Annotated in this window: 10 protein-coding genes; 7 read left to right on the top strand and 3 right to left on the bottom strand. The window is 60.1% G+C overall.

The window, feature by feature from the left end:
• Positions 1–204 precede the first annotated feature (204 nt).
• Positions 205–1,422 (top strand): MFS transporter, encoded by a 1,218-nt coding sequence (locus AC07V0_RS24830; RefSeq protein WP_018929546.1) that lies wholly within the window; start codon positions 205–207, stop codon positions 1,420–1,422.
• A 98-nt stretch (positions 1,423–1,520) separates the two neighbouring features.
• On the opposite strand, the gene AC07V0_RS24825 is transcribed toward AC07V0_RS24830, so the two are convergent.
• From AC07V0_RS24825 to AC07V0_RS24815, 3 genes are all read right to left on the bottom strand, one after another.
• Entirely contained in the window at positions 1,521–2,879 is a 1,359-nt protein-coding gene (locus tag AC07V0_RS24825) for an OprD family outer membrane porin (RefSeq protein WP_495019995.1), read from the bottom strand.
• Between the two features lie 127 nt (positions 2,880–3,006).
• Positions 3,007–4,449: an amidase gene (locus tag AC07V0_RS24820; protein ID WP_495019994.1), complete on the bottom strand. Its 1,443-nt coding sequence runs from the start codon at positions 4,447–4,449 to the stop codon at positions 3,007–3,009.
• A gap of 64 nt (positions 4,450–4,513) precedes the next feature.
• Entirely contained in the window at positions 4,514–5,827 is a 1,314-nt protein-coding gene (locus tag AC07V0_RS24815; protein WP_018929549.1) for an MFS transporter, read from the bottom strand.
• Between the two features lie 246 nt (positions 5,828–6,073).
• On the opposite strand from AC07V0_RS24815, the gene AC07V0_RS24810 reads away from it, so the two are divergent.
• From AC07V0_RS24810 to AC07V0_RS24785, 6 genes are all read left to right on the top strand, one after another.
• On the top strand, positions 6,074–7,003 hold the full coding sequence (locus AC07V0_RS24810) for an asparagine synthetase A (protein WP_018929550.1): 930 nt from the start codon (positions 6,074–6,076) through the stop codon (positions 7,001–7,003).
• 64 nt (positions 7,004–7,067) lie between these two features.
• Positions 7,068–8,138 carry an LLM class flavin-dependent oxidoreductase gene (locus AC07V0_RS24805; protein ID WP_018929551.1) on the top strand — a complete coding sequence of 357 codons (1,071 nt, stop codon included), beginning with the start codon at positions 7,068–7,070 and terminating at the stop codon, positions 8,136–8,138.
• Positions 8,131–9,354 (top strand): MFS transporter, encoded by a 1,224-nt coding sequence (locus AC07V0_RS24800; protein WP_064616173.1) that lies wholly within the window; start codon positions 8,131–8,133, stop codon positions 9,352–9,354. Before AC07V0_RS24805 ends, AC07V0_RS24800 begins: the two co-directional genes overlap by 8 nt.
• Positions 9,351–9,806: a cobalamin B12-binding domain-containing protein gene (locus tag AC07V0_RS24795; RefSeq protein ID WP_018929553.1), complete on the top strand. Its 456-nt coding sequence runs from the start codon at positions 9,351–9,353 to the stop codon at positions 9,804–9,806. Before AC07V0_RS24800 ends, AC07V0_RS24795 begins: the two co-directional genes overlap by 4 nt.
• 33 nt (positions 9,807–9,839) lie before the next feature.
• Positions 9,840–11,078, top strand: coding sequence for an ATP-grasp domain-containing protein (locus AC07V0_RS24790; protein ID WP_138866789.1), 1,239 nt, complete (start codon positions 9,840–9,842; stop codon positions 11,076–11,078).
• On the top strand, positions 11,075–12,571 hold the full coding sequence (locus AC07V0_RS24785) for a hypothetical protein (RefSeq protein ID WP_495019993.1): 1,497 nt from the start codon (positions 11,075–11,077) through the stop codon (positions 12,569–12,571). Before AC07V0_RS24790 ends, AC07V0_RS24785 begins: the two co-directional genes overlap by 4 nt.
• Position 12,572: the final 1 nt, after the last annotated feature.

The raw sequence follows: 12,572 nt of genomic DNA, 5'->3' as shown, positions 1-12,572 counted from the left end.
GACTCTGTAGCGAAACTTCCCATTCTCGGTCCCCTTTGTAAGGGGCCGCGTTGAAGCGGATAAGCAAGGCAAGATTCAGACCATGGCTTTGCGCTATCACCTTTTTGAGGTCGTTAGCAAGCTAAGGGGATGGCGCGACTGCACCGAAAAATGGCACATTGACCGACCTGCCTGTGCGCACCCATCCGCAGTACGGAAACTCTCATGGCCATCAGCAACGCTCAGTCCGCCGCGACATCGACGCCCGCTCCTTCACAAAGCAGTCCGCTGGTCATGCGCATCATCGGCGCGGTGGCGCTGGCGCACTTGATCAACGACCTGATTCAGGCGGTGCTGCCGTCGATCTATCCGATGCTCAAGGCCAACTATGGCCTGACCTTCACCCAAGTCGGCCTGATTACCCTGACCTTTCAATTGACGGCCTCGTTGTTGCAGCCGTGGGTGGGTTACCACACGGATCGCCATCCCAAGCCCTGGCTGTTGCCGGCCGGCACTGTCTGCACATTGATCGGCATTTTGATGATGTCGGTAGTCGGCAACTTTCCGATGATTTTGCTGGCAGCAGGGTTGATCGGCATCGGCTCGTCGACTTTTCACCCGGAAGCTTCACGCGTCGCGCGACTGGCCTCGGGCGGGCGCTTCGGCCTGGCGCAATCGACGTTTCAGGTCGGCGGTAATGCGGGCTCGGCCTTCGGGCCGTTGTTGGCGGCGGCGATCATCATTCCCTATGGTCAGGGCAATGTGGCCTGGTTCGGCGTGTTCGCACTGTTTGCGTTGTTCGTGCTGTACCGGATCAGCCGCTGGTACGCCAATCACTTGAACCTGTTCAAACTCAAACAAGGTCAGGCAGCGACGCACGGTTTATCAAAAGGCCGGGTGATCAGTGCGTTGGTGGTACTGGGGTTGCTGGTGTTCTCCAAGTATTTCTACATGGCCAGTCTCACCAGTTACTTCACGTTCTACCTGATCGAGAAATTTGACCTGTCGGTGGCCAGTTCGCAGCTGCATCTGTTCCTGTTTCTCGGTGCGGTAGCGGCGGGGACCTTCTTCGGCGGGCCGATCGGCGACAGGATCGGGCGCAAGGCAGTGATCTGGTTCTCGATCCTCGGTGTGGCGCCGTTCACGCTGCTGCTGCCCCATGTGGACCTGTTCTGGACCAGTGTGTTGAGTGTGGTGATCGGTTTCATTCTGGCCTCGGCGTTCTCGGCCATCGTGGTGTATGCGCAAGAACTGGTGCCGGGAAATGTCGGGATGATTGCCGGAGTGTTCTTCGGCCTCATGTTCGGTTTCGGTGGGATTGGTGCGGCGTTGCTCGGGCATTTGGCGGATATTCGCGGCATCGAGTATGTGTACTTCCTGTGTTCGTTCTTGCCGCTGTTTGGGGTGTTGGCGATCTTTCTGCCAAGAACCAAAAAAGTCTGAACCAACATCCCTCCACTGTGGGGACCGGCGAGCTCGCTAAGCTTCCACAGTGTTTCGCAAGTGGGGCCGATGATTCTGTTCGGCCCAAAAAGCCCGCCTCAAAAAATCCACATCGGCAGATTCGCCACCAGGCGGACCTCGTCGTAGCTACCGTCGATCTGCCCGCCCGTGGCCCGATGGTTGTAGACAATGGTGCGAAACACCGCGTTTTTCAGTGCTCCGGATTGCACCACGTACGCCACCATTAAACCGTTTTCGTCGTGTTTGGCATTGTCCAGACCCCGCACGTTGTAACCGGTATTGCGCCCGTTACGGTCGCCGCTGTAATGGGTGCCGTCGATGTCCCAGCCTTTTGCGTGCCACAGACTGGTCGTCAGGCCCGGTACCCCTAAAGACGCCAGATCCAGGTCGTAGCGCAGTTGCCAGGACTTCTCGTTCGGGCCGTTGTAGTCCGAGTACAACGAGTTGGCCATGTAATTGCCCGTGGACTCCCAGACGTAATCGAAATACTCGTCGCCAAACACCTGCTGCCAGGCCAGAGTCAGGCTGTGGGCCCGGTGCGATGCGGTGAACGCCAGGCTGAAGGCGTCATTGTCGATGTAGCCCAGGCGCTGCTCGCCCTGATCCTCGGTGTGGTAGTAATTCAGTGCAGTCTTGAGCGCAATCTCGCGCCGATCCCCGATCAACTGGGTCAATCCCAGATAGGTCTGCTGCCACATGTCCTCGAAGCGTGAGGTGTAGAGGCTGACGTCCAGACCGTAAGGGGTTTTGGCCATTCCTCCGAGGTAGGAAATACGCGACCCCGAATACGCCCGGTTACCGAAGGTGGTGGTGAGTTTTTCGCTGCCGGTACCGGTACGTGGAATTGCCCGTTCGAAGCTGCCGGCCTGCAATGACAGCCAATCGAGTTCGTTGCTGAACAGGCCTACGCCCTGAAAGCTCGAGGGCAGGGCGCGATTGTCCTTGTAACGCAGAATCGGGTTGTCGGTGAGCAAGCGACCGGCCTTGATTTCCGTGCTGGAAAAACGCAGCCGCAGATCACCGACACCCAAACGACTCCAGGTCGGTAGCGCATCGCCATCGCTGTCCACCAGCACCCGATCGCCACCATTGGCGACACGCCCATGTCCGCGCTCCAGGTTGATGGCGCTGAACAATGAAGCGTCCAGCCCGAAGCCGACCGCCCCTTGGGTATATCCGGAGCTGTAGTTGAGCATCGCGGTTTGCACCCAGGTTTCACGGATGCGGGTCCGCTCCAGGCCATCTTCTTTCTTGATCCCCAGGTAGGTAGAACGTCGGGTGTGTTGGTTGGCATAGTAATGGCGCAAGTTCAGCCCCAAATGGCTGCCGTCGACAAAACCCGGGGCCTGGGCTTGAGTGGTCGGCGTTTCATCCGCAGTTACAATCAAAGGGCTGCTGACGGCAATGCTGGCCATCAGAAGTACACGAAAATCCATTTCGATAAGTCTCTAGAGGAACAAATCAGGCGCACGTCGCTAATGCTGTCAGTGAAGAAATTTGAGCAACAAAAATCCTGTGGGAGCGAGGCTTGCCCGCGAAGAATGCACCGCGATTTTTCAGCGATTACGCGTTATCGTTCTTCGCGGGCAAGCCACGCTCCCACAGGCGAGACGGCGGGCTGGGCCAGTGGCGAATCGTGCCGCGCCAGTTTTCATAGGTCTTGCCGAGCCGAAGCAACCACTGGTCTGCGAAGCGCGGAGCGATCATCTGCAGGCCGATCGGCATGCCTTGGTCGGTAAAGCCGCAGTTGATTGACAGGGCTGGCTGCTCGCCCATGTTCCACGGCACAGTGAAGACGATGTGCTCGAACGGCAGGCGCGGGTCATTGGTGGGCGAGGCCCATTCAGCCGCAAAGGCACTGACCTGGTTGGTCGGCGACAACACCAGGTCGACATTATGAAAGACCTCGGCTGCCCGGCGCCGGATTTCGAACGTCTGGTTGAACCCCTCAACCGCCTGCACGGCGCTCAGGTTCTCGGCCGCTGCCGCCCAGTCGCGAATGTAGGGCAAGACCTGATCGAACCGTTCGGGGCTCAGGGCCTGCAACTGACTCCACTGTCGCGCCTGCCAGAATTGATCCAGGCCCTGGAGCACGGCGCGGTCCATCAGTGGCTTGATCTGACGTACCTGGGCGCCCCTGCTTTCGAATAGGCGAGCCGCTTCCCGAACCGCCGAGCACACCTGTTCGTCTGGTTGAATGCCACAGCCGGGATCGAGCATCAGACCGATTTTCAGCCCTTGGACCGACAACTGTCCCAGGGCCCAATCGCCTTGTTCCGGTAGCAGGCTGGTGGCATCCCGAGCATCGGGGCGGGACAGGTAGCGCATCATCAGCGCACAGTCATCCATGCTGCGGGTCATGGGGCCGGCACAACGGCCGGTGTAATAGGGGTCGATGGGGATGCGCCCGAGTGTCGGCTTGAACCCCGCCAGGGCGCACCAGGCTGCGGGCAAACGGACCGACCCGCCGATGTCGGTGCCGACATGCAGCGGCCCATAGCCGGCCGCTGCTGCCGCCGCCGCGCCGGCACTGGAGCCTCCGGGATTGTTCGCCAGGTTCCAGGGATTACGTGTCACGCCGTGGAAACTCGACAGCCCCGACGACAACATCCCGTAGTCCGGAACCGTTGTCTTGCCCAGGACTATCGCTCCGGCCTCACGCATCCGCGCCGCCGGTGGTGCGTCGGCTGTGGCCGGGATCAGCTCGGTCGCGGCGCAGCCCAGGGGAATGCAGTCGCCTTGCGTCGCTATCAACTCCTTGAGTGTCACGGGTAAACCATCGAGCAGACCACGGGGTTGGCCCCGGCTCCAGCGCTCGCTGGCGGCAGCCGCCTGTTCCCGGACCCGTTGCGGGTCAAAGGCGTACAAGGCATTAAGATGGGGTTCCCAGCGCTCGATGTGGGCCAGCAAATGGTCGTAGTATTCCAGCGGTGACAGTTCCTTGCTGGCGAACAACACCAACAGTTGCACCGCCGATAGATCATGCAAATCGTTGACGCAGCTCATGCCAATTGCCGTCCTTTGGTATTCAGGGGCAAGCGCCGCGACCGGCGGCGCGAAAAGGTCAGGCTCAGGCGCCTGGAACCACCGAAACGTCAGCCACCGACGAGGAGCGAAAGACGAAGAACAACGCCATGAGTGCCCCGACGGCCCCCATGACCACGCAATAGCCTACGCAGACCCAAGGGCTCCACGGCATCAGTCCGATCAGCAGAAGCGGTGTGGTACTGGCCCAGAGTGCGTAGGCAATATTGTAGGTAAAGGAGATACCGGACACCCGGATCCGGGTCGGAAACAACCCCACCATTACCGAGGGCACCGCACCCACTACGCCGCAGGTCAGGCCGGCCAGCGCATAGGCCACGCTGATCCAGTAGCCGCCACTGATCAGGCTGGCGTAAAGCACCGCGGTCCCCACCGGCAGCAGCAGGCTATAAACCAGCACCGCGCGCCAGGCGCCGATCCGGTCCACCAGTAATCCAGCCAGTACACAGCCGATATTCAGGAACACTATGCCCAGGCTGCTCAGCGCGAACGTATGGCTGGCGCTCATGCCGAAGCTCTTCTGCATGACAGTCGGGGTGATCACCACCAGCACCACCACCGCCGATGTCAACACACAGGTCAAAAGCATCGCCGGCAGGATGGATTTGCGGTGATCGCGCAATACTGTCCGTAATGGAAACTCCGCATCCAACTCACGTCGCGCCTGCAAGGCCATGAACACCGGCGTTTCACTCAGCCAGCGCCGCAGCCAGACCCCGATCACCCCGAATACACCACCCAGCAGGAAGGGGAGGCGCCAGGCGAAGTCGAGTATCTCGGCGGGGCTATAGAGCCGCGCCAGGAGGGTTGCGGTCAGTGCCCCCAGCAGATAGCCAAATGTTAATCCGGCCTGCAGCACACCCAGGGCATAGCCACGACGCCTGACCGGTGCATGCTCGGCCACGAACACCCAGGCGCTAGGCACTTCGCCGCCCACAGCGGCGCCTTGCAGCACCCGCAACAGAAGCAGCGTCAAGGGCGCCCAGTAACCGATCTGTTCGTAGGTCGGCATGATTCCGATCAACAGGCAGGGCAAAGCCATCATCAGGATGCTCAGGCTGAACACCCGCTTGCGCCCCACCCGGTCTGCGAAATGCGCCATCAGGATGCCGCCCAGCGGACGGGCCAGATAGCCGGTGACGAAAATTCCGAAACTTTGCAGCAAGCGCAGCCACTCAGGCATCTCTGGCGGAAAGAACAACTGGCTGAGGGTCAGGGCGAAGAACACAAAGATGATGAAGTCGTAGATTTCCAGCGCACCACCCAGCGCCGCCAGGCCCAGGGTCTTGTAGTCAGACCGGGAAAAGCGACCGGGTTGTGGATCAATGTGGGCCGTCATAAAGGGACTCTAAACAGGAACTCATGAAAACTCGCGACTGAAACAGCATTCGAAACCACGCCCTTGAACAGGCAGTGTCGTTCGAATGAAGCCATCAGGTACATAGCCGGTAATGGTCCATCCAATTACCGGGCGGGACAACCAGACAATGCATCTGGGTTGCTTTTTAGGGCAAATCTGTACATTGAGTTTTTGCGTGTTTAACCAATAATCGGGCACTTCCTAACCCTGGATATTGAGCGCAACATGGAAGAAATTCAGCGTAATTTCGACGATTTTAATCACCCGGACGTTGAAGCGATCGCGATTATCCGCGGTCGCGTGTTGCAGGCATTGCAACAATATTTGCTGGAGCGCGACTTCAAGCAGCTGATGCCCATTCTCATGTCGCCCATCACTGACCCCTTGAACCATGCGGTCTACCCCGCTGAACTCCAGTACGAAACGCGGCGCCTGAAACTGACCGCCAGCATGATCTTCCATAAACAGCTGGCATTGACCGCCAGAGGTCATGACAAGATATTTATCGTGGCGCCGAACATTCGTCTGGAAAAAGCCGAGATCAAGGATTCTGAGAACCACTTGCTGGAATTCTCCCAGTTCGACTTCGAAATACGTGGCGGCAACATGCACCAGGTCATGGCGCTGATCGAAGGCTTGATCAAGCACACCTTCGCCGAGGTCAGGCAACACTGCTCGGCCCAGCTGGCCCACCTCAATCGCCAGCTGCCGCACTACGAGACGCACTTTCCGATATACAGCTCGGACGAGTTGCGCGCCGAGTATGGCGACGACTTCGAGAAGATCATGTCGGCCAAGGCCCACACGCCGTTCTTCGTCACCAACTACCGCCGGGAATTCTATGATCGCGAAACACCCGGCAAGCGCGGCCAGTACAACAACTACGACCTGATCTATCCCGACAGCTATGGCGAAGCCCTGTCGGGTGCCGAACGAGAGTTCGAGTACGAACAGATCATCTACCGCATGGAAGAGTTGTCGATGGACCTTGCGCCCTTCGCCAATTACCTCCAAGTCGCCAAGCGCGGCCTGCTTCATCCGAGCGCCGGCGGCGGGCTGGGGATCGAGCGACTGCTGAAGTTTATCTGCGGCAAACGTCGCATCCGCGATGTTGCGCTGTTCGACCGCACCGTCGGTACCAGCTTCCTGTTCTGACCCACCGTCACTTTTGCGCTGCCCCGCTTTCAGGCGGCGGCAGGCGCTGCTCTGGAGAAAAACCATGCCCGCGTTGCGTATCCACTGGTGCTCACCGCTCGACAGCGGTCAACAAAAGGCTTCCGAGAAATACAACACTGGTGCCCTGGACTTTGCCGGTATTGTCGACTTCGCTCAGGAAGCCGATGAGTTGGGGATCGACTCGTTGCTGATGGGTATCAGCTACCACATGCCTGACCCGCTGCCAATGATCGGCGCCCTGGTCCGAGAGACCAGCCGAGTCAAATTCATCCTGGCGTATCGCCCCGGCCTGCTGCCGCCGACGTTGTTCACGCAGATCGTCAATACCGTGTCGTGGATGTCCGACAAGCGTATTGCATTGAACCTGGTCGCCGGTATTTCCCCCGATGAACAAGCCTTTTATGGCGACTTCGTGGCCCACGATGGACGTTATGAACGCACCAGCGAATTCCTCGAGATTTTGCATCGTTTCTGGAAAGGCGAAACGCCCCTGACCCATCACGGCGCTCATTACCGTATCGAGCAAGCGCAATTGGGACTGCCTTTCAAGGACAACGAACGTCCACACATCTATTTGAGTGGCGCTTCGGAAATCGCCCAGCAGATCGCCGTGAAACACAGCGATTGCTGGTTACGCTACGGCGACACGCCGCAGGGTATCGCCGAGGCCAGCCGGGCAGTGCTCGAGGCGGGTTGTTCGGTGGGGATTCGCATGCATGTGCTGGCTCGGGAAACCCGTGCGCAAGCCCTGTCGGCCGTTGAAAGCATGATGGAAAACCCGGATGAGCAGCATCGCGAATGGGTTCGTCAGTTCGTCGGGCGTTGCGACTCCGAAGCCGTCAAGACTTCGTTCCGTCTGGCCGACAAGGCTGAACATGACTGGCTGTCGCCAATGCTCTGGTCCGGTGCCGTGGCCTACCGTGGCGGCCCGGCGCTGTGCGTGGTCGGCAGCTATCAGGAAGTGGCCGAATATCTGCTGGAATACAAGAAAGTAGGGGTCAGCGAGTTCATCTTTTCCGGCTGGCCGACTCGTGACGAAATGCGCGGTTTCTGTCGCCATGTGTTGCCACGCCTGCGCAAGCTCGAGGCCGAACTGGAAAGCCAGCATGCATGACACAGCCCGGTTGCGGCGTTTCGGTGCCGGCCTGCTGTTCGCGCTGTTGGCGGAACAAACGGTGCTGTTCGCAGTACCGTTGATGATCTTCCAGCTCACCGGCAATGTCCGTTACTCCGGAGTGGCGTTCGCTCTGGAGTGGCTACCGGCACTGCTGGCCTATCCGTTTGCCGGACTGCTGGCGGACCGCTTCGGCGGGCGTCTGCTGTTTCGCCACGCCAATACCGCGCGAGCGGTGAGCCTGGGGTTGACTGCCGGGGTCTGCTGGTATGCGCCAATGCTTACGGTCTGGGCCTTGATCGGCAACGGCATCGTGCTCTCGCTGCTGATGGCGCCGGTGCGTATGGCGGTGGAAAAGAGCGTACCGCTGATCGCTGGCCCCGAACGCCTGGCCCACTGCCAGTCCCTGGTGCAGAACATGGAGCTGCTGGCCATGGCGCTGGGCCCGGCGCTGGCGGCACTGCTGGCGATGTACGCCGACAAGCGCCTGCTTCTGGGGCTGGCGGCGCTGGCATTCGCCGCGGCGGGTGTGTGTTGGAAAGGCCTGCCCAATACCCAGTCGGCCAGCCCGCCGAAGAGCATCCGCAAGGACCTGGTCCTGGGCTGGAGTCTGTTATTGAACAATCCGCCGGTCTTATCCCTGGCGCTGCTCAATTTCACCATCAACCTGGCCTTTGCCTGCGTTCTGAGTGCCAATGCCTTTGTCATCAGTGGCGTGTTCGGTGCCGCCGACGGGGTGTTCGGCCTGATGAACGCCGGGGCCGGTGCACTGGGCTTGCTCAATTTCATTCTGGTGCCGCGGCTGTTGGCGCGGATGTCGATCTACCGCCTCGGTACATGGGGTTTTGCCTTGCTCTGCCTGGGGCTGATCTGTATGGGCGCGGCCAGCGGTGTAGCGCTCTATGCCATCAGTTTTCTCCTGGCGATGGCCGGCTGTGCCTTGTTCAACGTGTTCAATCGGACTCAGCGTATCAAGGCGATTGCCGCCGACCACTTGGGCAAGGTGATGGGCCCGTTCTACCTGGTCAACCTGCTGTCCTACCCATTGGGCGGCCTGCTGACCGCCAGTATCGGCCATGAGTACGGAGTCCAGACATTGATCCTGGCCCTCGCGCTGCTGCTCGCCATCCCCGGCGCCTTGCTGTTCAACCTGACCACCCGGCGCTTTCGCACCGCCCTGGACTTTCCCCCCTCAGCCATGGAGGCAACGCAATGAAAGGATCGCAAGACTGCCTGATTGCAACCGTCGAATCGGATTCGCACATGTGGAATCTGGTTTATCTGCAGCTGTGGTTGGCGGAGCACGGTTTCAACGTCAAGAACCTCGGCAGTTGCACTCCGGTGGAGGTGGTTCTCGCCACCCTTGAGCTGCGGCGCACGCAATTGTTGGTGGTCAGCAGCGTCAACGGCCATGGACATTTCCAGGGGCTGGAGCTGATTCGTCAGGTGCGTCAACAGCACCCGGATCTGCATTGTGTCATCGGTGGCAAGTTGACCACCTCGGAAGACCACACGCGGGCGGTTCGCCAGGAGCTGCTGGCCGCCGGTTTCAACGAGGTGTTCATCGGCCCCGACGCCATCGAGAACTTCGAAAACTACCTGAACACCCTTGAGCGCTCGAAACCTGCGCTCGTCCTGGGTACCGGCACGGCACCGTGCTGGACCTGAGTCCAGCCCTCTTTTTTTCACAGGATCGAATCGATGCATATCGTTATCGTCAATCGCTGGCCGCGTTTCCAGGACCCAAGTCGCTGGGACAATGAACTGACCCGCTACGAAGAGTTCTTCGATCATCAGCGACATCGGATCAGCTATGTGGTCGACGGCCTTGGCGCCGAGGGCGTACTGGCCCCCCGGGAGCACATCGCCCATCTGGTACAGGTCGATGACGTCAATCAGTACCCTCAGTTGTTGGCAGGCGTTCAGGAAATCATCGATCGCGTCGGTCCCGTGGACCAATTAATCGCGCTGTCGGAGTTCACTCTGGAGATCGCGGCGTGGGTACGACAGACCCTGAACATTCCTGGTCACGGCCTGGAGCAGGTGGCGGTTTACCGCGACAAGGCACGAATGAAAGAAGTCCTCCAGGAACACGGCCTGGCGGTGCCACCGTTCATTCGCTGCAATGACGTGAAACAGGCGCTGGAGTTCGCCGATGTTGTCGGCTATCCAGTGATCGTCAAACCGGTGGATGGCGCCGCCAGCATCGGCGTCGCCAAGGTCGAGGACGCCCAGGCCCTGCGCGTGATACTCAGCGAAGTGGACCTGGGGCGCTATGAAGTCGAGGCCTTCATCCAGGGCCAGACTTATCACATCGACGGTTTCACCGATGACAGCGCCGGGGTGCCTTTCCAGGTGGTGTCGCGCTATATCAACAGCTGCCTGGATTTCGCCAACGCCAAACCGCTGGGTTCAGTGATCCTCCAGTCTTCGGAGTTGCGCACCCGGATCGAAGTCTTCAGCGAGTCCTGCCTGCGGGCATTGGACCTGCGCAACAGCGCCTTTCACCTGGAGATATTCGTCGAGGCGGATGGCTCGCTAGTGTTCCTTGAAGTGGGAGCCCGGGTGGGCGGCGCCGAAGTGCCACATCTGATCAACAAAGTCTTCGGTGTGAACCTCTATGAGCATTGGCTCAAAGGCCTGGCCGGTGAGCGCGTGCCCTTGCCGACGATCCAGGCGGATCCCAGCGGTGGCTGGCTGGTCGTCCCCAAACCGGCACAACTGCCATGCCGGGTAATCGAGGCGCAAACGCTGCGCCCGCACCTGAACTCGCTCTGGCGAGAACTGCTGCCCCGGCCCGGACAGATCCTTGAAGCCGGCGGCAGCTACGACGCCCTGCACAGCGGTCGCTTCATTTTCACCGACGCGAGCGAAATGGATATCGAGAGCGACATCCACCACGCGATCAAGAACTTTCACTTCCAGGCCGAACCGATATGAACATTGCCATTACCTCTGAAATGGCCGACGCCCCCTTGCTCGGCGAGTTGAATCGCTACCTCAGTGCGGTGGACCGACGTGCCGTCGCCACCCTGGGGGAACGGTTGGTCGATGCCGCTGGCGGTGTTGACGGGCTCGCGGACTACAAGCTGATGGTGGCCTATGGCGGCGGCAAGGACAGTTCCTACACCGTATCGCTGATCCGCGCCGTGCAACTGCACCTGAACGTACTGCATGGCCGCACCTTCTTCTTGCGCATTGCCAATATGCGTCACGCCGGGGTCCCGGATGCGGTCATGGCGAACATCGACCGGGTCTATCGGGCCCTGCACCTGTATGACGATCCTCGGGTCGAGATGCTGGTGGTCGATCACCAGCAGATTCGCCCGTTCGAACGTCACTTGCCATTCCCCGAGCAGGTGCGCGCGATGAACCGCTTCGATGTGCTGATGAACGGCCATCGTACCGCTGGCGACGGCCGCCCGACGTTCTGTAACAGTTGCAACCTGGCGGTCGCCGACTTCTACGGGCGTGCGGCCTGGTGGCAAGGCGGTGTCGACGCGGTGGTCACGGGTGATTCGCGCAAGGAACAGAAGCATTACTTCACTTGGATCATGCGCCTGGCCCAACGTTTGGGGCTGAACGTCGACGAGTGTCGGCGCCAGGGATTTCGCGGCCTGCTCCAGGCCCTTGATGGGGTGGCCCAGGTGTATTTCGTCGAACTGTTCGGTGAGGGCTTCGACGAACAGCGGGCTGAACGTAGGGTGGCCAGCGGCAGCGAAAGCGCCGACCCGGACTTCATCAGCATCTACGACCTGGTGAGCTACCGGGTGGAAGACCACTGGGAGTTGATTACCGAGTTTCTCGGTTTCCGCTTCGAAGAACTGGCGTTCAGTTTCACCGAATCAGACTGCGCGAACCCCATGCTGATGGCGCACTTTCGCGGGCTCAAGGCGCAGTACGTACAGGGTCGTCACTACCATGACGGTATCAGCGAATACCTGGAGCTGGCCCAGGGCTTGATGCGCAAAAAGGAAATGCCCCAGCGCCTGATCGACCTGGCACTGTCGGCCTACGCCGGGGCCGAAGGCAAGGACGCTCGTCGGGCGCTGGCGAACCGTTTCGCCAACGAGGCGTTCGGGCTCGACGAGATACAACTGACTTGTCTGCAGTTCGCGCCCTTCGTCGAGCGTGGCCGCGAGCTGTCGAGCTTCATCACGACCTGTCACCCTGAGCGCCTGGCAGATCTGGAGGACCTTCACGGTGTCCTGGCCGGTAGTCGCCAGGACAGCGCTCTGAGCCTGTGGCTGAACCAGGTCAGCGGCTTGCCGTTGCCGGCGCTACGTAGTCTGTACGCCCATCAACAGATCGATTTCGATAGCGACAGCAGCCTGATTGCCCGGGTTCGCGCCGGTGATCCGCATAAGGGCCGGATAACCCGTTTCGACCCGGCCACGGGTGAAAACGTGGTTGAACTGGTGTCGGGGCGCTAAG

Source organism: Pseudomonas sp. GW821-FHT01E10, assembly GCF_059422365.1.
This window is presented reverse-complemented; position numbering and strand designations above follow the sequence as displayed.